Origin of the sequence: Phenylobacterium sp. (genome assembly GCF_046291545.1) — a bacterium.
Classification (GTDB): Bacteria; Pseudomonadota; Alphaproteobacteria; order Caulobacterales; family Caulobacteraceae; genus Phenylobacterium.
In genome coordinates this window covers 135030-154229 of record NZ_JBKBSM010000005.1, presented here as the reverse complement: position 1 = coordinate 154229, position 19200 = coordinate 135030, and the positions used below count along the sequence as shown (strand labels likewise).

General features: G+C 70.3%; 20 protein-coding genes. 8 read left to right on the top strand and 12 right to left on the bottom strand.

Annotated features, from left to right (window positions below; translation table 11 throughout):
* Positions 1–47 precede the first annotated feature (47 nt).
* Positions 48–233, top strand: a complete 186-nt coding sequence (locus tag ACK4YQ_RS13345) for a YegP family protein (protein WP_409611907.1) — start codon at positions 48–50, stop codon at positions 231–233.
* Positions 234–237: 4 nt separating this feature from the next.
* Here the strand turns inward: ACK4YQ_RS13345 and ACK4YQ_RS13340 are convergent, their stop codons facing one another.
* A complete protein-coding gene (locus ACK4YQ_RS13340; protein WP_409611906.1) occupies positions 238–1551 on the bottom strand; it encodes a M20/M25/M40 family metallo-hydrolase in 1314 nt (437 codons plus the stop codon).
* Positions 1552–1728: 177 nt separating this feature from the next.
* Between ACK4YQ_RS13340 and ACK4YQ_RS13335 the strand changes: the two genes are divergently transcribed.
* A complete protein-coding gene (locus ACK4YQ_RS13335) occupies positions 1729–3546 on the top strand; it encodes a DUF885 domain-containing protein (RefSeq protein ID WP_409611905.1) in 1818 nt (605 codons plus the stop codon).
* Here ACK4YQ_RS13335 and ACK4YQ_RS13330 read toward each other — a convergent pair.
* The gene (locus ACK4YQ_RS13330) at positions 3543–5177 is read right to left on the bottom strand and encodes an EAL domain-containing protein (RefSeq protein ID WP_409611904.1); all 1635 of its coding nucleotides are present in this window, start codon (positions 5175–5177) and stop codon (positions 3543–3545) included. The two genes, ACK4YQ_RS13335 and ACK4YQ_RS13330, sit on opposite strands and share 4 nt — an antisense overlap.
* Before the next feature lie 155 nt (positions 5178–5332).
* Here ACK4YQ_RS13330 and ACK4YQ_RS13325 point away from each other — a divergent pair, with 155 nt between their 5' ends.
* Positions 5333–5836: an NUDIX hydrolase gene (locus tag ACK4YQ_RS13325; protein ID WP_409611903.1), complete on the top strand. Its 504-nt coding sequence runs from the start codon at positions 5333–5335 to the stop codon at positions 5834–5836.
* A gap of 9 nt (positions 5837–5845) precedes the next feature.
* Here ACK4YQ_RS13325 and ACK4YQ_RS13320 read toward each other — a convergent pair whose 3' ends face one another.
* Complete coding sequence (locus ACK4YQ_RS13320) at positions 5846–7117, bottom strand: ATP-binding protein (protein WP_409611902.1); 1272 nt, start codon at positions 7115–7117, stop codon at positions 5846–5848.
* 226 nt (positions 7118–7343) lie between these two features.
* Between ACK4YQ_RS13320 and ACK4YQ_RS13315 the strand changes: the two genes are divergently transcribed.
* Positions 7344–8465, top strand: a complete 1122-nt coding sequence (locus ACK4YQ_RS13315; protein WP_409611901.1) for a phosphatidylinositol-specific phospholipase C1-like protein — start codon at positions 7344–7346, stop codon at positions 8463–8465.
* On the opposite strand, the gene ACK4YQ_RS13310 is transcribed toward ACK4YQ_RS13315, so the two are convergent.
* The 5 genes from ACK4YQ_RS13310 to ACK4YQ_RS13290 form a co-directional block, all read right to left on the bottom strand.
* Complete coding sequence (locus tag ACK4YQ_RS13310; protein ID WP_409611900.1) at positions 8422–8823, bottom strand: GFA family protein; 402 nt, start codon at positions 8821–8823, stop codon at positions 8422–8424. The two genes, ACK4YQ_RS13315 and ACK4YQ_RS13310, sit on opposite strands and share 44 nt — an antisense overlap.
* A gap of 17 nt (positions 8824–8840) precedes the next feature.
* Positions 8841–10733 carry a glucans biosynthesis glucosyltransferase MdoH gene (gene mdoH / locus ACK4YQ_RS13305; RefSeq protein ID WP_409611899.1) on the bottom strand — a complete coding sequence of 631 codons (1893 nt, stop codon included), beginning with the start codon at positions 10731–10733 and terminating at the stop codon, positions 8841–8843.
* A 56-nt stretch (positions 10734–10789) separates the two neighbouring features.
* The gene (locus tag ACK4YQ_RS13300) at positions 10790–12343 is read right to left on the bottom strand and encodes a glucan biosynthesis protein (RefSeq protein WP_409611898.1); all 1554 of its coding nucleotides are present in this window, start codon (positions 12341–12343) and stop codon (positions 10790–10792) included.
* Between the two features lie 142 nt (positions 12344–12485).
* Positions 12486–13184, bottom strand: coding sequence for a VOC family protein (locus ACK4YQ_RS13295; RefSeq protein WP_409611897.1), 699 nt, complete (start codon positions 13182–13184; stop codon positions 12486–12488).
* A 35-nt stretch (positions 13185–13219) separates the two neighbouring features.
* The gene (locus tag ACK4YQ_RS13290) at positions 13220–13867 is read right to left on the bottom strand and encodes a TetR/AcrR family transcriptional regulator (RefSeq protein WP_409611896.1); all 648 of its coding nucleotides are present in this window, start codon (positions 13865–13867) and stop codon (positions 13220–13222) included.
* Positions 13868–13950: 83 nt separating this feature from the next.
* Here ACK4YQ_RS13290 and ACK4YQ_RS13285 point away from each other — a divergent pair, with 83 nt between their 5' ends.
* Positions 13951–15102: an alpha/beta hydrolase family protein gene (locus ACK4YQ_RS13285; protein WP_409611895.1), complete on the top strand. Its 1152-nt coding sequence runs from the start codon at positions 13951–13953 to the stop codon at positions 15100–15102.
* 134 nt (positions 15103–15236) lie between these two features.
* Positions 15237–15530 (top strand): UrcA family protein, encoded by a 294-nt coding sequence (locus ACK4YQ_RS13280; RefSeq protein ID WP_409611894.1) that lies wholly within the window; start codon positions 15237–15239, stop codon positions 15528–15530.
* Here ACK4YQ_RS13280 and ACK4YQ_RS13275 read toward each other — a convergent pair.
* Positions 15527–16258, bottom strand: coding sequence for a class I SAM-dependent methyltransferase (locus ACK4YQ_RS13275; protein WP_409611893.1), 732 nt, complete (start codon positions 16256–16258; stop codon positions 15527–15529). The two genes, ACK4YQ_RS13280 and ACK4YQ_RS13275, sit on opposite strands and share 4 nt — an antisense overlap.
* Before the next feature lie 50 nt (positions 16259–16308).
* Entirely contained in the window at positions 16309–17082 is a 774-nt protein-coding gene (locus tag ACK4YQ_RS13270; protein WP_409611892.1) for an SDR family NAD(P)-dependent oxidoreductase, read from the bottom strand.
* A 155-nt stretch (positions 17083–17237) separates the two neighbouring features.
* On the opposite strand from ACK4YQ_RS13270, the gene ACK4YQ_RS13265 reads away from it, so the two are divergent.
* Entirely contained in the window at positions 17238–17534 is a 297-nt protein-coding gene (locus ACK4YQ_RS13265; RefSeq protein ID WP_409611891.1) for a hypothetical protein, read from the top strand.
* Here the strand turns inward: ACK4YQ_RS13265 and ACK4YQ_RS13260 are convergent.
* Positions 17531–18127, bottom strand: coding sequence for a hypothetical protein (locus ACK4YQ_RS13260; protein ID WP_409611890.1), 597 nt, complete (start codon positions 18125–18127; stop codon positions 17531–17533). The two genes, ACK4YQ_RS13265 and ACK4YQ_RS13260, sit on opposite strands and share 4 nt — an antisense overlap.
* A 63-nt stretch (positions 18128–18190) precedes the next feature.
* Positions 18191–18349: a hypothetical protein gene (locus ACK4YQ_RS13255; RefSeq protein ID WP_409611889.1), complete on the bottom strand. Its 159-nt coding sequence runs from the start codon at positions 18347–18349 to the stop codon at positions 18191–18193.
* On the opposite strand from ACK4YQ_RS13255, the gene ACK4YQ_RS13250 reads away from it, so the two are divergent.
* Complete coding sequence (locus ACK4YQ_RS13250; protein WP_409611888.1) at positions 18348–19091, top strand: DUF3800 domain-containing protein; 744 nt, start codon at positions 18348–18350, stop codon at positions 19089–19091. The two genes, ACK4YQ_RS13255 and ACK4YQ_RS13250, sit on opposite strands and share 2 nt — an antisense overlap.
* Positions 19092–19200 lie beyond the last annotated feature (109 nt).

The window sequence follows — 19200 nt, the reverse complement described above, 5'->3', positions numbered from 1 at the left end:
GCCGCGGGTCAGATCGTCGCAGCAACCTCAGCAGCGGAGTCTGTCCCATGGCCTACAAGTTCGAGATCTACAAAGACAAGGCTGGCGAATTCCGCGTGCGCTTCCGCGCGGCCAACGGCGAGGTCATGTTCTCCACCGAGGGCTACAAGGCCAAATCCTCGGCCAAGAACGCCATCGAATCGATCCTGAAGAACGGCCCCGGCGCCGAGATCGACGATCAGACCGGGGCCTGACGGCTCAGCGCTCCACGCCCGCCACGGCGAGCAGCGCCAGCAGGCCGGCGGTCATGCCGCGCGTGCTTTCCGGCTGGGCCACGTCGATCCATTCGTCCAGGGCGTGGGCGCGCCCGCCGACTCCGCCGGAGCCGATGGTGACGGCGGGAATCCCCAGGCTCATCGGCAGGTTGGAGTCGGTCGAGGAGCTCTGGGTCTGCGGCTCGTAGCCCTGGGCGGAGATGGCCGCCAGGGTCGCGCGGACGATGGCCGCGTCCGCCGGCGTGGCGCCCGCGGGACGGTCGCCGATCAGGACGTACTCCGCCGAGACGGGGCCGAAGCGGGTGGAGCGGGCCGCGTTTTCGGCGGCGACGGCCTCGTCGACGGCCTGGCGGAACTGGGTCTCCAGCCGAGCCAGCGCCTCGGCGCTTTCCGAGCGCATGTCGAAATCGGTCCAGACCTCGTTCGGAATGGAGTTCACCGAGGTGCCGCCGCCGGCGACGCTGGCCGAGTAGGTGGTCCGGGGCGCGGCCGGCGCCTCGATGCGATAGAGGCCCTGCACGGCGCCGGCCATGGCCGTCATGGGGTTCACAAGCCCGAAGGCGCCGTAGCTGTGGCCTCCGGGGCCCTTGAAGGTGACGCGATAGCGCTTCGAGCCCACGCCGCCCGTCACCACGCGGGAGGCGTCCGAACCGTCCATGGAGAAGAAGGCGCCGATGCGGTCCTTGTACTTGCCCTGGGTGAAGAGGTAGCGGACGCCGCGCAGGTCTCCGGGGCCCTCCTCGCCCACGTTGCCGACGAACAGGATGTCGCTTCGGGTGCGGATCTTCGCGGCGTCCAGAGCGCGCACATAGGCGAGCAGGACGGCCAGGCTGCGGGTGTCGTCGCCCACGCCTGGCGCCATCAGCTTCGTGCCCTCGCGGCGCACGGTGACGTCCGTGCCTTCCGGGAAGACGGTGTCCAGGTGCGCGGCGATGACCACCAGCGGCCGCTTGACCGCGTCTCGCGCCGCGCCCTTGCGCAGGCCGAGCACGTTGCCCTCCGGGTCGATCTCCACATCCGAAAGGCCGTGGGCGCGGAACATCTCGGCGTAGGCCCTGGCGCGCTCGGTCTCCTTGAACGGCGGAGCGGGAATCTCGGTGAGGGTGACGATGTCGGCCACCGTGCGCTCGTGCTCGGCGGCGAGCGTCGCCGCGGCGGTCTTGAAGGCGGGGCTCGCGGCGATGGCGGCGACGGCCCGGGCCTGGGGATCGGCGGGGGCGGCGCGGGCCGGCGTGGCGGCGGACGTCAGGACGCCGGCGCTGAGGGCGGCGGCGAGGAAGAAGGTGGCGAGGCGCATCGTCGGACCCGGGCGGCGAAGGGGCTCATCACATACCAGCTTGGCCGCGCCCCGCCAGGAGGAAGGCGCCGCTGGCGGGGCATGACGGCGAGTTGATCGGACCGGGCGCCGCGGCCGCTTGCCAGGGCGGCGCCGTGGCTTAAGCAGGCGTCACAGTTGTTACACAGGGGGATCTCCATGCCGACACGCCGCCAACTGCTGCTGGGCGTCGCCGCAACGGCGCTGGCTGGGCCCGCGACGGCCCAGGCCCCGGGCGAGGAAGCGCGGCTGGAGGCCCTGCTCGACAGGATCTTCCAGGACAGCGTCGACGAGAGCCCCGAGCGGGCCACCTCGCTTGGCCTGGACAAGGGCGCCCGGGCGGCCCTGAAGGCGCGGCTGGACGACCGCAGCTCGGCCGACAAGGCCCGCCGCCTGGAGGAGACCCGCGCGCGCGTCGCGGCCCTGCGCGGCGTCGACAGGGCCCAGCTGTCGGACGCGGCCAAGGTCGACCTGGACGTGGTGCTCTATCAGCAGGAGACGGCGCTGAACGCGGGCGAGCGGTACAGCTATGGCGCCGTGGGCGGCCGCTTCTCGCCCTATGTCGTCAGCCAGCAGAACGGGGCCTACCAGGACATCCCGGACTTCCTGGACAACCAGCACCGGGTCGAGACCACGGCCGACGCCGAGGCCTGGCTGTCGCGGTTGTCAGCCTTCGCCGTCGCCATGGACCAGGACCTGGCGCGGATGGGCGAGGACATGGGCGCCGGGGTGACGCCGCCGGACTTCATCTGCGACCTCAGCCTGGGACAGATGCGGGCCCTGCGCGGCCAGCCGGCGGAGGCGACCGTGCTCGTCACCTCCCTCGCGGCGAAGGCCGACAAGGCCGGGCTCGGCGGCGACTATGGGGCCAGGGCGGCGCGGATCGTGCAGGCCGAGGTCTTCCCGGCGCTCGACCGACAGATCGCGGCGATGGAGCGGGCCCGCGGGGCGGCGACGTCTGACGCCGGGGTCTGGAAGTTCAAGGACGGGGCCGCCTACTACGCCGATGCGGTGAAAGCCCTGACCACCACCAGCTACACGCCGGACGAGGTCCACGCCCTGGGCCTGGAACAGGTCGCCGACATCACCGGCCGGCTCGACGGCATCCTCAAGAGCCAGGGCTACACCAAGGGCACGGTGGCCGAGCGGCTGACGGCCCTCGGGAACGAGCCCTCGCAGCTCTACCCCAACACCGACGAGGGCCGCGAGGCCATGCTGGCCGAGCTGAACGCGCGGATGCAGGCGCTCGACGGCCTGTTGCCCCGGGCGTTCCGCACGCTTCCCAAGGCGAGCGTGAGCGTCAAGCGCGTGCCGCCGTTCATTCAGGACGGCGCCTCCAACGGCTATTATCAGCGCGCGGCGCTGGACGGCTCGCGTCCGGCCGCCTTCTTCATCAACCTGAAGGACACCCACGACTGGCCGAAGTTCGGATTGGCGACCCTGGCCTATCACGAGGCCTCGCCGGGCCATCACCTGCAGATTTCACTGGCGCAGGAATCGACCGCGATCCCGCTGATCCGGCGCACCGGCGGGGCGCTGTCCGCCTGCACCGAAGGCTGGGCGCTCTACGCCGAGCAGCTCGCCGACGAGCTGGGGGTCTATGAGAACGACCCGCTCGGCCGGGCGGGCTATCTGCAGTCGCTGCTGTTCCGCGCCAGCCGCCTGGTGATCGACACCGGCCTGCACCACAAGCGCTGGAGCCGTGAAAAGGCCACCCAGTACATGGTCGAAGTCACCGGCTATCCGGTCGGCCGCAGCCAGCGGGAGGTGGAGCGCTACTGCGCCGCTCCCGGCCAGGCCTGCAGCTACAAGGTGGGCCACACCGTCTGGGTGCGTTCGCGGGAGGCGGCGAAGGCCAAGCTCGGCCCGCGTTTCGACCTGCGCGAGTTCCATGACGCGGCCCTGCTGTCGGGCGCCATGCCGCTGACCGTGCTGGAACGCCACATCGCCGACTGGGCGGCGGCTACGGCGGCCTAGCCCCAGCTGTCGACCGCGCCGACCCGCCGCGCCGCCGGGCGCGCGGGGGCCGCGGTGCGGGCCGCGGGCGCGGCCGGCTTCTCCTGGGGCGCGCCGTAGAGCCAGCCCTGGGCGTAGTCGACGCCGGCCCGGCGCACGGCCTCCTCGGCCTGCGAGGACTCCACCATCTCGGCCAGGGTCTTCACCCCGAGTTCGGCGCACATGGTGACGAGGTGCCGGATGAAGGTGCTTTCGCGCCCGCCGTGCTGCAGGTCGCGGATGTAGGCGCCGTCGATCTTCACGAGGTCCAGGCTGAGCTGCTGGAGGTAGGCCAGCGAGGCCGCGCCGGCGCCGAAGTCGTCCAGGCAGATCTCGCAGCCCTCGGCGCGCAGCGCCTGCAGGTGGCGCTCGGCGATGGCCAGGTCGTCGATCGACGCGCTCTCGGTCAGTTCGAACATCAGCCGCCCGCGCACAGACGGCTTGTCGCGCAGCATGGTCCGGATGCGCTGGATGAAGTCGCCGCTGGCGATGGTGCGGCCGGAGACGTTGACGGCCAGCTTCAGATCCGGCGCGACGGCCAGACGGCCGACGGCCTGCTCGGCCACGGCCAGGTCCAGCGGCTCGATCAGGTCGAGCTCCTCGGCCATGCGGATCATCGGGAACGGGCTGGCGTTGTCGCCGAACCGCACCAGCACCTCGTAGTGATGCAGGGCTCCGCCCGCCTTCAGGTCCACCACCGGCTGGTAGACCAGCTTGAAGCGGCGCTGGGCCACCGCGTCGCCCAGGGCGCCGACCTCGACCAGGGTGCGCCGCACCGACTTGGCCACGGCTTCGCCGAGCGACAGGGGAGGATGGCCCTGGAAGCCGTCGCGGATGAAGCCGTCGAGGGAATAGCGCACTGCGCGCACGAGCTGGCCGGTGGAAGCGTCGCCGGAAAGGGCGATGGCTTCGGCCGCGGCGCCCACGCCGTAGTTCGGGTCGAGCCCGATCATGTGCATGAGCCGCGAGGCCAGCACGTCCGGCGCCTCGCCGCGCTGATGGATCAGGGCGAAGCGGCCGTCGCCCAGTTCGGTGGCCGCGCCGCCATGGGCCTGGGCGCGCAGGCCGCCGGCGACCTTGCGGTCGATCTCGTGGGCCACGGCCTCGGGCGCGCTCTTGCGGACGGCGGCGAGGCCGGTCATCTCCACCATGGCCAGTTCCAGCTCCTGGCCGGTCATGCGGGCGGTCTCGTAGAGACTGGTGGCGGCGGCCTCGAAGGCGGCGCGGTCGAACAGGCCGTGGCGGCCGGCGCCCTTGCGCGGCGGGGCGGCCCTGGACAGGGCGCAGGAGATGGCGCCGCCGTTGTCCGGCAGCCGGAACACGTTCAGCGAGGCGGCGCGTTCGACCTGGTCGCGGGTCGCCGCGAGCTTGACGATCACCGGCCCCGCACGCTGGCCGTCGCCCAGGCCGGTGAGCAGGGCCTCGACCATGGTGCGGTCGTCCGCGTCGATGAAATCAGTCCAGGCGCGTCCGACGAGCTTGGTTTCCGGCGAGCCCGACAGGGCCTCGCTGGCGCCGATGGCGAAGGCGATCGCACCGGAAGGCGCGATCTCGATGAGCAGGTCGGCGCTCGCAAAGGCGAAGCCGAGAAGGCGTTGCGTGGCGAGCGTCAAGAACCGGCTCCCATGGCGGAGGCGGGCATCTTGCCGCAAGAGGGCTTAACTCCGTGTTGAAGCTGGGCTTTTCCGCGCCGGCCGCCGGGGCGTCCACGTCCCGGTGTCGCCCGGGGCGGATTCGACCTAGGCTCGCCTGTTCTTGGGAGTCGAAGATGCGAGAGCGGATCACCGCGCGGGTGCTGCTGTTTGATCCGGACGGCCGGATCCTGCTGATGAAGGGGCGCCTGCCGAGCGCGCCGAATGCGCCGGGCGTGTGGTTCACCGTAGGCGGCGGGGTCGAGCCGGGGGAGAGCGTGCTCGAGGCGGCGGCCCGCGAGATCGTGGAGGAGACCGGCTTCACCGACGCCGAACTCGGCGCGGTGGCCTGGTACAACGAGGCGGTGCTGGCCAACAGCCGCGGCGATCCCGTGCTGTTCAAGGAAAGCTACGTGCTGGCTCGCTGCGGCGGTGGAGAACCCAGCCGCGACGGCTGGCAGGAGCTCGAACTCGCCCTGTGCGACGACATCCGGTGGTGGAGCCTGGAGCAGATCCGAGCGGCCGGCGACGAGCGGTTCTATCCCGAGCGTCTGCCCGAGATGCTGGAAGCGGCGCTGACCGGCCCGCCGACCGACGCGCCGCGGGTGCTGGCGCGGATCGGCGCGCAGGATGCGCAGTAGGCCGCCGCTTCAGGCGTGGGCGGCCGCCTGCGCGTCAGGATCATCGCCATTGGCCACGGCGGCCATCATCGCAGTGACCAGGCTCGAGACGTTGACGGGCTTGGTCACGAAGCCCGCAAAGCCGAGGTCCATGTAGCCCTCGCCGCCGATGGTCATGGCGTCGGCCGTCACGGCGATGAGAGGGGTCGAGCGGTTCGGGCCGGGACGGGCGCGCAGCGCCTGGAGCACATCGATGCCGGTCATCTCGGGCATCTGGATGTCCATCAGCACGAGGTCGAAGCTCTCGTTGGTCAGGGCCTCCAACGCCTCGCGGCCGCCGCTGGCTTTGCAGACGCGCCAGCCCAGCGCGCTCAGGAGATGCTCCAGGACAAGCAGATTGGTCGGGTTGTCATCCGCCGCCAGCACCGAAAGCACCGGGCCTTCCCCGTCGAGCAGAGGCGCCGGGGCGGCGACCGCCTCCGCTGAGGCCGGCTCCAGGGGCAGGCGCACGTGGAAGATCGAGCCTTCGCCCAGGCGGCTGTCGACGTCGATGTGACCGCCCATCAGGCCGCTGAGCTGCTTGCAGATCGCCAGGCCCAGGCCCGTGCCGCCGAAGCGGCGCACATCGCTGTCGTCGGCCTGGGTGAAGCGCTCGAAGAGGTGGGGGATCACGTCGGCGGCGATGCCGCATCCGGTGTCGGCCACCTCCAGCACCAGGTGGGGCGCGCCTTCGGCCAGTTCGGCGCGCGCCAGGATCGCCACTTCCCCCGCCTTGGTGAACTTCAGGGCGTTGCCGACCAGGTTGAAGAGGATCTGGCGCACGCGCGCGCCGTCCAGGGCCGCATGCGAGGGCAGTTCGGGATCCATGCGGGCCGAAAGCAGCAGGCCGCGCTCGGCGGCCGTGGGTTCCCAGAAGGCGACGATCTCGTCGAGCAGGGCCCGAATGTCTACGGCGCCTTTGACGAGCTCCATGCGGCCCGCGTCGATCTTGGACAGGTCCAGGATGTCGCTGAGCACCGTCATCAGCAGTTCGCCGCTGCGGATGAGCGTCTCCACGTGGCTGCGCTGGGCGGGCGTCAGCTCCGAGCGCTGGAGAAGCTGGGCCATGCCGAGGACGCCGTTCATCGGCGTGCGGATCTCATGGCTCATGGTGGCCAGGAAGGTGGACTTGGCGTGCGCGGCGCGCCGGGCTTCCTCCCGCGCGGCCTCGGCGGCGATCCGCTGGGCGACGGCCTCGTCGCGGGCCGCCGTCAGCTCGGCGATCAGCCGGGTCTTCTCCGCGTCGGACAAGATCCGGGTCATCAGACGCGACAGCCGGCCGGCCGCTCCGGGCCATCGACCTTTCGACACGCGTCTTGCGCCTTCGCCAATCCCCGGCCCCCCGCCGCCGAAGTCATCCCAGGACCCGCGTTTACCACGCCAAGCATTGAGAAATTCTTGGGTTACGGTGGGTTGAGGCGGGCCGCCGCGCTCGCCGCCCCGTTGCGTTTGTCATGACGCCGCCATTCAGCGGCGCTAGAAGCCGCTCATGATCCAAGGCCTCATCCTCGCCGCCGCTCTGACCGTGTCCGCCGACTGCGACCTGGAGCGCCCGTCCGGCGCGCCGGGCTGCACCCGCGAGGCGGTGGACGCCCTGAAGATCAACGCCCTGCAGGCGGTGGGCACGCACAATTCCTACAAGCTGGCGATCGCCCCCTCGGAGATGGCGCTGCTCAAGGCCGCCGCGCCGAAGCAGGCGGCCGGCCTGGACTACGCCCACCGGCCCCTCGCCGAGCAACTGGACGACGGGGCCCGCCAACTGGAGCTGGACGTGCTCTACGATCCGGACGGCGGCCGCTACGCCGACCCGGTCCTGCACCGGATGGCGGGGGCGGGCGAGGCCTATGATTTCGCTCCCCTGAAGGGCCCCGGCCTGAAGACCATGCATGTCCAGGACGTGGACTACCGCAGCGTCTGCCCGACCTTCGTGGGCTGTCTGCAAGCCGTGCGGAGCTGGTCCAAGGCCCATCCGGAGCATGTGCCGGTGCTGATCCTGCTCAATCTGAAAGAGGGACCCCTGAAGGAGGTGCCAGGCTCGGTCGAGGCGCTGGCGTTCGACGCCGCGGCGATGGACCTGGTGGACGCCGAGATCCGCTCGGTCTTCGCGGAGGACGAGATGATCACGCCGGACCAGGTGCAGGGCGCGCACCCCAGCCTGCGCGAAGCGGCCGCGGCCGGAGCCTGGCCGACGCTGAAGCAGGCGAGGGGCAAGGTGATGTTCGCCCTCGACGCGCCGCCCGAGCAGGTCGGCCTCTATCGCGGCGCGCGCCGCTCGCTGGAGGGACGGGTGATGTTCGTCAACATCGAAGAGACCAGCCCGGCGGCCGGCTACATCACGCTGAACGAACCGATCGAGCAGAGGGAGCGCATCGCCGGGGCCCTGGCGGCGGGCCTGATCGTGCGCACCCGCGCCGACGCCGACACTGTCGAAGCGCGTTCGGGGGATACCGTGCGCCGGGAGGCCGCGTTCGCCTCCGGGGCGCAGTACGTCTCGACCGACTACATGCGGCCCGACGCCCGGTTCGGAAGCTATGTGGCGCGGCTGCCCGGCGGCGGCGTGGCCCGCGTCACGCCGGCCGCGGACCCTGGTGCTGCGGCAGGGCGTCCGTAACGTCCCACCAGTCGGCCTTGGAGCCGACGTAGAAGTGGAAGGCGGGCCGAGCCGCCACCGGCCCGTCCAGGGTTCCCGCGCGCAGGCGCACGACGCCGGGCAGTGCTTCGGTGCGACTGTGGATCGGAGAGCCGCAGGCTCCGCAGAAGGTGCGGCGCTTGCCGGGCGAGGACTCGAACTCGCGCAGCAGGTCCGCGCCGGAGGTCAGGCGGAAGGCCGCCGTCCGCACCGGGATGTTGGCGGCGAAGGCCGAGCCGTTGGACTTGCGGCAGACCGAACAGTGACAGAGCTGGATCGCCTCCAGTTCGCCGTCGATCTCGAATCGGACGCCGCCGCAGGCGCAGCCGCCGACATTCATGGGGGATTCCTTCAGCCTCAGGCGTAGGCCGGCGTTCTTTGCACGGCGGGGACGTGGCAGGGGACCGGGGCGCGCATCAGGCGTGCGATCTCCTGCCGATGCGCGGCTTCGGCCGCGTAGGCGGCCCGCAAGGCTGCGGCGCGGACGGCGATCTCCGGGGGCGTGGTCTCCTCAGGAGTTAGGAAGAGCCCGGCCTCGCGGCAGGCGCGCCCGAGGTCGCCCCGCGAGCTCAACATCGACAGCGGGATGGAGAAGACCAGGCCCAGGACGATCGGGCTCGACCAGGCGAAGAACGCCGGGTCCAGGAGCCAGGCGCCGGCGCCGGCGGCGAAGCCCAGGCCGGTGTGCACCCGGTGCCGGGCCCAGGCGGTGCGCAGGGACAGGCGTCCATCGTCCCGCTGCTGGGTCGCCCACCCGGCGTCGCGGCCACGCAGGACGTCGAAGACGGCCCGGCTGTGCATCAGCATCATCACCGGCGCGGCCAGGGCCGAGGCCAGGTTCTCGGCCAGCACGCCCAGCGCCAGGCGCGCGCCCCCGCCGCACGCACGGCGGGCGAGGGCGCCGCGCGCCACGGCCAGGGCTCCCAGGACCTTGGGCGCCAGCAGCAGGCCCATGGTTGCGCCGAAAAGCCAGGCGGCGGCGCCATGTCCGGCCGCACCGCTCGCGCGGGCTTGCTCGGCCCAGACCAATCCTCCCAGGAGCAGGAAGCCCAGCCACAGCGGGGCGGTGAGATAGGCCAGGACGCCCCGGGCCAGGTGCAGGCGGCTGACCCAGTGCAAGCCGCCGGCGCCCAGGATCGCCGAGTGCTGCAGGTTGCCCTGGCACCAGCGGCGGTCGCGCACGGCCATGTCGATGAGGGACGGCGGGCTCTCCTCGTAGCTGCCGCCCAGGCCCGCGGCCATGCGGACGGCCCAGCCGCCTCGGCGAAGCAGGGCGGCCTCCACGAAGTCATGGCTCATGATGTGGCCGGAGAACGGGCCGGCGTTCTCGACGTGGGGCAGGCCCGCGCAGGCGGCGAAGGCGCGGGTGCGGATGATCGCGTTGTGCCCCCAGTAGTTGCCCTCCGCGCCCGACCACCAGTCCTGACCCAGGGCGATGATCGGCCCGTAGAGCCGCCCGGCGAACTGCTGGACGCGGGCGAACAGGGTCTGGGCGCCGATGATCGTGGGCAGGGTCTGAATCAGGCCGGTCTGGGGTTCGCGCTCCATGGCCGCGGTCAGGCGGATGATGGTGTCCGCGCCCATCAGGCTGTCGGCGTCCAGGATGATCATCGACTCATAGGCGCCGCCGTGGGCCTTGACCCAGTCGGCGATGTTGCCGGCCTTACGGTCGAGGTTGAGGGGCCGGCGGCGGTAGAAGATGCGCTCGGCCGCATCGAGCCGCAGGCGCAGGCGCATGACGCCGGTGACCTCGGCCTCGGCGACCGCCGCATCGCGCGTGTCGGACAGGACGAAGATGTCGTAGAGCTCGGCCACGCCCTTGGCCTGGAGCTCCTCGTGGATCGCCTGGACCGCCGCCAGGATGCGTCCGGGGTCCTCGTTGTAGGTGGGCAGGAGCAGGGCCGTGCGGGTGAAGATCACCGGCTGCGGACGCCATGGTTCCAGGCCGGCGTCCCGCCACATCAGCACGAAGCCGGCCACGGCGCTGACGAAGGCGAAGGCGACCCAGGCGAAGAGCACGGCGAAAAGGCCGAGGGCGGCGGCGTCGACCGGACCGAAGCCGCCCGGCCCGAGCAGCCGGGCCATCACAGCGCAACCGACCAGGGTCAGGGCGAGGGTCGTCCCCAGCAACACAGCCCTTCGCCAGGCCACGCCCGCCATCAGGCGCGCCCCGGCCGCGCTCCGGGGCGCCTTGGCCGACAGGTCCTGCACCGGCATGGCCAGGGGGGTGCGCGGCGGCATGATCCGCATGGCCGGTCCAAGCGGGCGGGGCGAGGATGGTCTTGCGGCCGCAACGGCCGGGCGAGCTAGGCGAGCCATCGGTAAAGCCAAACCTCCGAACAGGGTGTCCCCGACCGCCGGAGCTGCGCGCGCAGCTCGGACACGGGTGCGCCGGCGGGATCGAACTCGAAGCTGAGCCTTTGACCGCCGGTCTTGGGATTGGGATGAAGCACCGCCTGGGAGACGGCGCCGGCGCTGGCCACCACGTCGGCGGCGAGGCCGCCGTCATTCAGCGGCGAAAAGTCGAGAACGAAGCGCCGCCGCGCGCCCGGATCGGGGCCGCCGGGCACGCCGCCTGCGCCGGTGCGCCAGTCGACCAGCCGAGCCAGCGCCGTCGCGGGCGCCGGATCAGGGCCCCAGTGCAGCCGATAGTCGAAGGCGGCCTCGCGGCCGGCCGCCAGGGGCCGGGCGGGGGTCCAGAAGGCGCCGATGTTGTCGTCGGCCTCCGACCGGGAGGGAAGCTCCACGAGCCGCACCTCCCCCGCGCCCCAGTTCCCGCGCGGCTCGACCCACAGGCTTGGGCGAGCCTCGTAGCGGGCCTCCAGATCCTGATAGGCCGAGAAATCTCGCTCGCGCTGCAGCAGGCCGAACCCCTGCGGGGCGCGGTCGGCGAAGGCGGAGGTCTGGACATGCGCCGGATTGGCCAGGGGGCGGATCAGGCGCTCGCCGGCGCCGTTGGCCATCAGCAGGGTGTCGGAATCGTGGACCTGGGGGCGGAAGTCGTCGAACCTGCGGGCCGGATCGACGCCGTAGAGGAACATGCTGGTCAGGGGGGCGACGCCGACGTGGTCCAGGGCCGCCCGCGGAAAGAGCCGGGCGGACACGTCGAACACGGTCGTCACGCCGGGGCGGATTACGAAACGATAGGCGCCCGCGAGGCTGGGGCTGTCCATCAGGGCGTGGACCGTCAGGGCGGTCGCGTCCGGGCCCGGCCGCTCGATCCAGAACGTGCGGAAGACCGGGAATTCCTCCCCCGGCGCCCCGGCGCCGATCGCGAGCCCGCGGGCCGACAGGCCGTAGTGCATGTCCCTGGCGACGGCGCGGAAGTAGGAAGCGCCGAGGAAGACGGCGACCTCGTCGAAATAGTCCGGCCGGTTGATCGGCGCGTGGATGCGGAAGCCGGCGAAGCCAAGGTCCGGGCGCAGGCCCTGGGGCGGGCCGGACGGGAACTCGCGGCCGAAGGTGAAGCGCTCGGGGGCGTAGGCGATGGGGACGGGCCGGCCGTCGCGCACCTCGTAGAGGTCGACCCGGTCCTTGAAGAAGCCGCCGCGATGGAAGAACTGGAGGCGGAACGGCAGGCCCTCGTCCGCCCAGAGCGCATGGTCCGGGGCGAAGCGGATGTCGCGGTAGGCGTCGTAGGAGAGCGCGGCGAGGGCGGCCGGCAGGTCGGCCGCCGGCGCCCGATAGGGCCGGCGCGCGCGGGCCCGGGCCAGGGCCGCCACGTCGTCGAGGCCGAAGCCGCCCGCCGTCGCGGCCAGCGCCGGGCCGGCGGCGAGGGCCAGCGGCACGGCGGCGAGCACCTGCCGGCGAGGCAGGCCGGAGCGCGGCGCGGGTCTGTCGGCAGGCGTCGTGGGGCGCATTCGGCGTCCGGCTGGCGTTCGTTAACGAATTGGGCCGGACCGAATTCAATGCCGGTGGGGCGAAACCAAGGCGATCCTGCGCCCATAGCGCGAATTCAGGCGCCGGGGGTTACGAACGCCCGGATTTCACGCCCGCCGGGGCTCAGGCGTGCGCCTTGGCCTTGACCGGAGGTTCGGCGTAGGAGGCGCCGGCGGTGATCGCCTCGTCGGGGGCGGCGAGCATCTTCAGATAGGCCTCCTTCGGATAGGCCATGTGCGGTTTGGCCGGATCGTAGGGGGGCTGGGGCACCGGGCTCGGTCCCGTATAGGCGGCCGGCGAGCGGAAGCGGGCGGCCTCCTCGTCGGAGATGCCGGCCTTCTCCAGCACCGCCGGGTCGATCCACAGGTCCGGGTCGATCGGGGCGCCGGGGGTGGCGACTTCGAGGGTCATCTGGTCGGGACCGGCGAAATAGATCGACTTGCACATGCCGTGATCGATCGGGCCGATGACGTTGACGCCATGGCTGCGGATGCGGTCGCGCAGGGCGATCAGATCCTGTTCGGTGTCGGCGCGGAAGGCCAGGTGCTGCAGCGTGCCCGGAGCGCTGGGCAGGGCCCCGGAGCCGGCGTGGGTGTGGCCGAGCACGATCGGGGCTTCGGCCGCGCCAGGCAACTGCACGATCGAGAAATAGGAATGCGCGTTCATCCGCAGGAAGGCGTGAAGCCCGCCGGGGACGCCGTGCATGTCGAAGAGCGCCACCAGGGGACAGCCCATCACCTCCGAGAAGAAGGCGATGTGCTTCTTGATGTCCGCGGCCATGAAGGCCAGGTGATGGACGCCGCTGGGCTGTTGCGGGCTCATGGACTTCCTCCGTATGGGGCGGTGTCGGGCCGCCCTCAGGGTTTCGGCTGGGCCAGAAGGCCGCCCAGCAGGCCGTCGATGATCATCTCCTCGTGCGCCGCACGCGCCGAGGCCTCGTCCAGGGGCCGGCCGAAGGTCAGCTCCATCATCGGGCGCAGATTTATCACGCCCACCCCCGCCGCCTGCAGGGTGATCACCAGTTGCTCGGGCGGAAAGGACCTCAGGTCGCCGGCCGCGATCGCGGCGCGGGCGAGCTCGACCAGTCGCCGGTTGCGCGGCCCGGTCAGGTGGGCCTCCAGCCATTGCATCCGCTCGCCGCCGGCCATGCCTTCCAGGGCGACGATGCGGCCCAGCGCCGGATGCTCCCAACTGATCTTCAGGAACAGGCGAAGCGCCATGCGAAGCTGGACGATGGCCGGCGCGTCCGCGGCGACGTCCAGCAGGCGCTCCTCCTCGGCGATCACCGCGCGCAGCTCCAGCATGGCGGCGCGCCAGAGCTGGGCCTTGTCCTGGAAGTGGTAGTGCAGCGCCGGCTGCGAGACCCCCGCCGCGGCGGCGATGTCGGCCAGGGTGGTGCGCTCGAACCCCAGGCGGGAGAACAGGTCCAGAGCGGCGGCGCGGATGCGCGCGGCGGTGCGCTCGCCTTTTCCGGCCGGCAGGACCGCAGCGTCGGACCTCGCCATTCTTGACTTTGCTCCCAGGTTTTCTGATTCGATAATCACAAAACGGCGCGCGGGCAAGCCGCGGGCGAGGCGGGGAGACGACGATGAACGTGGTGCGCGAGCCCTATGGCTACACCTACAAGGAAACGAGCCGCCTGAAGGAGGTCTACGGCGGGCCCACCGGGCAGGTGTTCGTCGAATGCATGCGCATCCGCCCCGAGACGGGCGAGTCCAGGACCTGCATCCTGTTCAGCCATCCGATCGGCGGCGGCTCGTTCCTGCCGCTCGTCACCGCGCTCGCCCGGGCCGGCCGTCACGTCGTCTACTGCAACACCCGCTATCGGGGAAACGACACCGCGCTGATCCTCGAAAAGTGCGTGCTGGACCTGGGGGCCTGCGTCGCCGACCTGAAGCGGCGGTTCGGCTACGAGAAGGTCGTGCTCGGCGGCTGGTCGGGCGGGGGCTCGCTGTCGCTGTTCTACCAGGACCAGGCCGAGCATCCGACCATCACCGAGACGCCCGCGGGCGATCCGGTGGACCTGGTCGGGGCGCAGCTGCAGCCGGCCGACGGCGTGATGCTGCTGGCCGCCCACATCAGCCGCTCCGTCACCCTGACCGAATGGATGGACCCCTCCATCCTCGACGAGGACAAGCCCTTCGAGCGAGCCGTGGACCTCAACATCTACGACCCGCGCTGTCCGCACCAGCCGCCGTATTCCGAAGCGTTCGTCGCCCGCTTCCGCGAGGCCCAGATCGCCCGCAACCGCCGCATCACCGCACGGGTGAAGGCCACCCTGGCCGAGCTGAAGGCGGCCGGCGACCCGGACATGGAGCGGGCCTTCGTCGTCCACGGCACCATGTGCGACGTGCGCTGGACCGATCCGACGCAGGATCCCTCCGACCGGCGGCCCCGAACCTGCTATCTCGGCGATCCGCGGATCGCCAACGAGGGGCCGGTGGGCCTGGCCCGATTCACCACCCTGCGCTCCTGGCTGTCGCAGTGGAGCTACGACGAGAGCCGCGCCCATGGCGAGAAGAACGCCGCGCGCATCTCCTGCCCGGTGCTGACGGTGAACAACACCGCCGACCTGGCCTGCACCCCCAGCCACGCCCGGCGCCTGTTCGAGGCCGTGGCGTCCAGGGACAAGAGCTATATCGACGTGCAGGGGGCCGACCACTACTACATCGAGCGGCCGGACCTCCTGCCGACGGCCGTGGCCGCCGTCGGCGCCTGGCTCGACGAGCGCGGCTTCTGACGGTCAATTTCCCTTGTACTCGTTGACCAGGCCTCGCGGCGCGGCCCCCGAGCGCCTATCTTTTCGTCGTCGCCAGCCCAAAAGCGCCGCAGAGCGCCCTGCGACCTCGAAAAGAACGACCAGGGAAAACGATCATGCTTGACATCCTCACCTCCTCGATCGCGGCGATGCTGGCCGCGGGCGCGGTCAGCGCGGCCCCCGCGGGCCACGGCTCCGAAACCGTGCAGGTCGGCGACCTCGACCTCGCCAAGCCGGCCGACGTGGCCCGTCTGGACCGTCGCCTGGAGAAGGCCGCCCTGGCCGCCTGCGGCGCCTATGACGGCAGCGTGCGGATGATGAAGATGGCGATCGTCCGCTCCGACTGCTACCGCGAGACCCTGGCCCAGGCGAAGGCCTCGGCGCCGGTCCGCGCGATGGCCGAGCGCTAGGACCGTTCGGGCTTCCTCGCCGCATAGGCGACGAGCCCGGCTGGAAGCCTCAGGTCTCCATAGGCCGCCATCGTCTCGGCGGCGAAGCCTGCCGCCTGCAACTGCGCCATCACCATCGCGGTCGGCCACAGCCGCAGGCGGTGGATTTCGTGCGCGCGCCGCCAGCGGCCGTCGTCGAGGCGGCGGAAGCTGGTGATGCGGCGGGTGAGGACGCCCTGACCGTCCTCCTCGCTGATCGCGCCGACCGCCCAGTCCGCCGCTTCGGTGAAGGCGCGGCCGCCGCCGCCCGCCCGCCCGGGGGCGGCGGCGTCGAACAGCAGGAGCCCGCCCGGGCGCAGCGCTGCGTGCAGGCGGGCGAAGAGCGCGCCCAGCCGCGCCGGATCGTCCGCGTCCGCCGTGAGGTAGTTGACGACTTCGCCCACGGCGCAGGCGGCGATGGCCTGGGGCGGCTCGACCTCGAACACCGAGCCCTGCACGAACTCGCCCTCGGGCACGCGCCGGCGTGCGATCTCCAGCATGGCCGCCGACACGTCCACGCCCCAGGGCGACAGGCCCGCGTCCGCGACCAGCCGGCTGAGGGCGCCGGCCCCGCAGCCGAGGTCGAGGACCCGGCCCTCGCGGACGGAAAGCCCGCCGAGCAGCGCCCGCCCCGCCGCCTGGGCCAGTCCCTCGAAAGCCGCGGCGTGCACGCCGGCCAGGTCGGCACCGTAGAAGTCCGCGCTCGCCACCGCCTCAGGCCTCCATGCGCCGCGCGTGCACCGGCTCGATCCGCACGGCCCTAGCGGGGGCCCTGGCCGTCGTCGATCTTCACGAAGGTCCCGGTCACGCACTCCGAGGCCGGGGAGACCAGGAACAGAAGGGTGGAGTCCATCTGCGCCGGCTGGCCCAGGCGCTTCCTCGGGAAGTGCTGGGAGATGTCGCCTACCCGCTCCAGCATGCCGTCCATCATCTCCGAGGCGAAGGCGCCCGGCGCGATGGCGTTGACGTTGATGTTGAAGCGCGCCCACTCGACCGCCAGCGCCTCGGTCATGCGGATCACCCCGGCCTTGGTGATCGAATAGAGCGCCGCGCCGTTGCCGGCGTACTCGAAGGCCGCGATCGAGGCGATGTTGACGATGCGGCCCGGAGTCTTGATCTCGATCAGGCGCCGGGCGACCTCGCAGGACAGCACGTAGGGCGCGCGCAGGTTGACGTCGATCACCCGGTTGATCAGGTCCAGCGGCATCTTGTGGGCGCGCTGGGCGTCCGGGATGCCGGCGTTGTTCACCAGGATGGTCACCGTGCCGAGGGCGGCCTCGGCCTGGGCGATGGCGGGGGCGAGGGCCTCGTCGTCGGCGACGTCCAGTTCGATCGGCTCGGCCACGCCGCCGGCGTTGCGGATCTCCGCGGCCAGGGTCTCCAGCCGGTCCATCCGCCTGGCGGCGATCGCCACCTTCGCCCCGCAGGCGGCGAGCACCTGCGCAAAGCGCCGGCCCAGCCCCGAGGAGGCCCCGGTGACGAAGGCGGTCTGGCCGGTCAGGTCGGTGGAGACGTTGGGGAGGGGAAAGTCCATGGCGCGCTTCCTCTGGCGTTCTGTCGGCCGCAGCAAACCATGTTGACGTTGGGGCGGGGTAGGGGGAGGAAAAGGCATATATGTCTTTGACACACCCACTTGCCTAAGCGTGTGATCGGAGTCACGCTCTCCCCTCAAGTTGTGGGGAGGCGAAAATGCCAAGAGTTACAGAGGCCCAGGTCGGCATAGCGGCGCTGCGCGTCATGGCGGCGCAGCCTAATGGTTCGGCGACGATCCCTAGGATCAAGAAAGAGCTTCCAACCCATCTTGCGCTTTCGGCCGAGGACCGCGCGCCCTCGCCGACCCGTCCTGGCGAAGAGATGTGGGAACAGCAGGTGCGTAACCTCGTCTCGCACAGAAAGACCGAGGGAAACATCGTCGCTGAAGGCTATGCGACCTATCAGCCGCGCCGACTGACCATCACAGACGCCGGCAGGCGCAGGATCGCCTAGTTGTAGCGAGCCTTGTAGCCGGGCTTGAACCACTTGAGTTCAGTGCCGCTGGGAGCGTCCTTGTCCCATACGAACCACGCATACGCTGTGGTGCCGCTGCCTTGCTGCACCGCGCCAGCCGGATAGAAGGTGATGCGCTCGCTGAACACCCAAACCCGGCTGGGCGGGGTTTCCGCGAAGATCGTGTTGGCTCGGTTCGCGCCCTCAAGGAAGGCTAGGCGAAGCAGCAGGGCGAACTTGCGCCGGGCCAGCTTCACGCCCGACTTCACGAAGCCCTCAGCGGCATTGTACGGCGGGTTGGTCACGATGTTGTCGGCGCACCAGTCGGCGCCGAGGAAGTCCACGCCCGCCTCCCCGAAGCCGCGATCGTACAGGTCCGAACTCGTAACCGAGCGCGCAGCGTGGTCCAGAACCGTGGACATAGCGCCGTTGCCGCAGGCGCTCTCCCAAATGGCGCCGCTGAATTTCTCGTTGTCGATCAACGCGTGAGTCGCCCATGCGGGCGTCGGGAAGAAGTCTGGACCGCTCAGATCGGCGAAGCGCTTCAGCGTCGGCTTGAAGCCTCCGTTGAGGTTGTACGTGGCGTCTGACATGGAACTCTCCCGTTTAGGGAAAGCATAATCGAATCAACCGGCTGCGATACGGTTAACGGTGAGTCAATTTGACTCAGGGTTGTCGCGCTTGGGCGGCGGCTCCTTCTTCGCCACCTTCTTCACCTGTTCCTCAAAGGCGGCCTCGTCCTCGTCCGCTTCTAGCTCGCGGGCGAGGTCTTTGAACTTGTCCACCTGACGTTGTTCAGCTTTCTTATCGTCCATGGCGAAGCTCCCGCGACCACACCTGATCGCCTTCATTGACGAGTCTGGCGACTTTGAGCTCAAAAAGATCGATCCGAAGTTCCCAGTTTGCGCTCAGTGCGCCCTTACATCGACGGTCGATCAATATCTTGCCAGCGCGGTCCCGAATTTGTTGCAAGTGAAATACAGCTTTTGGGGCACGGAGACGATTGTGTTCCATGGTCAGAAAATTCGAAAGCGTAGCCCGCCGTTTCATATTCTCGCTGATGATGACGTGCGCGCTGAGTTCATGGATGCGATTGGTTGGGCCATCGAAAATCTTGATGGGTGTCTCGTCACTGCGGCGGTTCACAAGGAGCGACTCAAAGGGCGCTATATCTACCCTGAAGACCCGTTCTTCCTGAGCCTTCAGTTCCTGTTGGAGCGGCTCCACATGCATTGGGAGGGTGAGTTGCTCAAGGGGCATCGCCTGCTGTGTGTCTTTGAAAAGCGCGGTCGCAATGAAGATCGCCGCACGCTCGATTGGTTTGAAGAAATCTGCGGCGGACGAAACTATCGAGGCAAGCGCTTTCCCTTCGATGCCGATTTTCGGACAAAGGAGGAAAACGTTTCCGGACATCAGTATGCGGACCTTGTCGCTTACGCCGCCTGCCGATTTGTGGAGACTGGCGACGAGTCGCGCCGAGACTGGCGGGCGATCAAGGGCAAGCTCCGAAGCGTTGGGGGAGAGGTCGTGGGACACGGCCTTAAAATGTTCCCCTGAAAAGCGAAAGGCCACGGTTGCCCGCAGCCCAACGCCGACCGACATACGACGGCCCATTTATTTAGATTATAATGTTCGCAACGATAAAAGTCAACAGAATCACATGCTT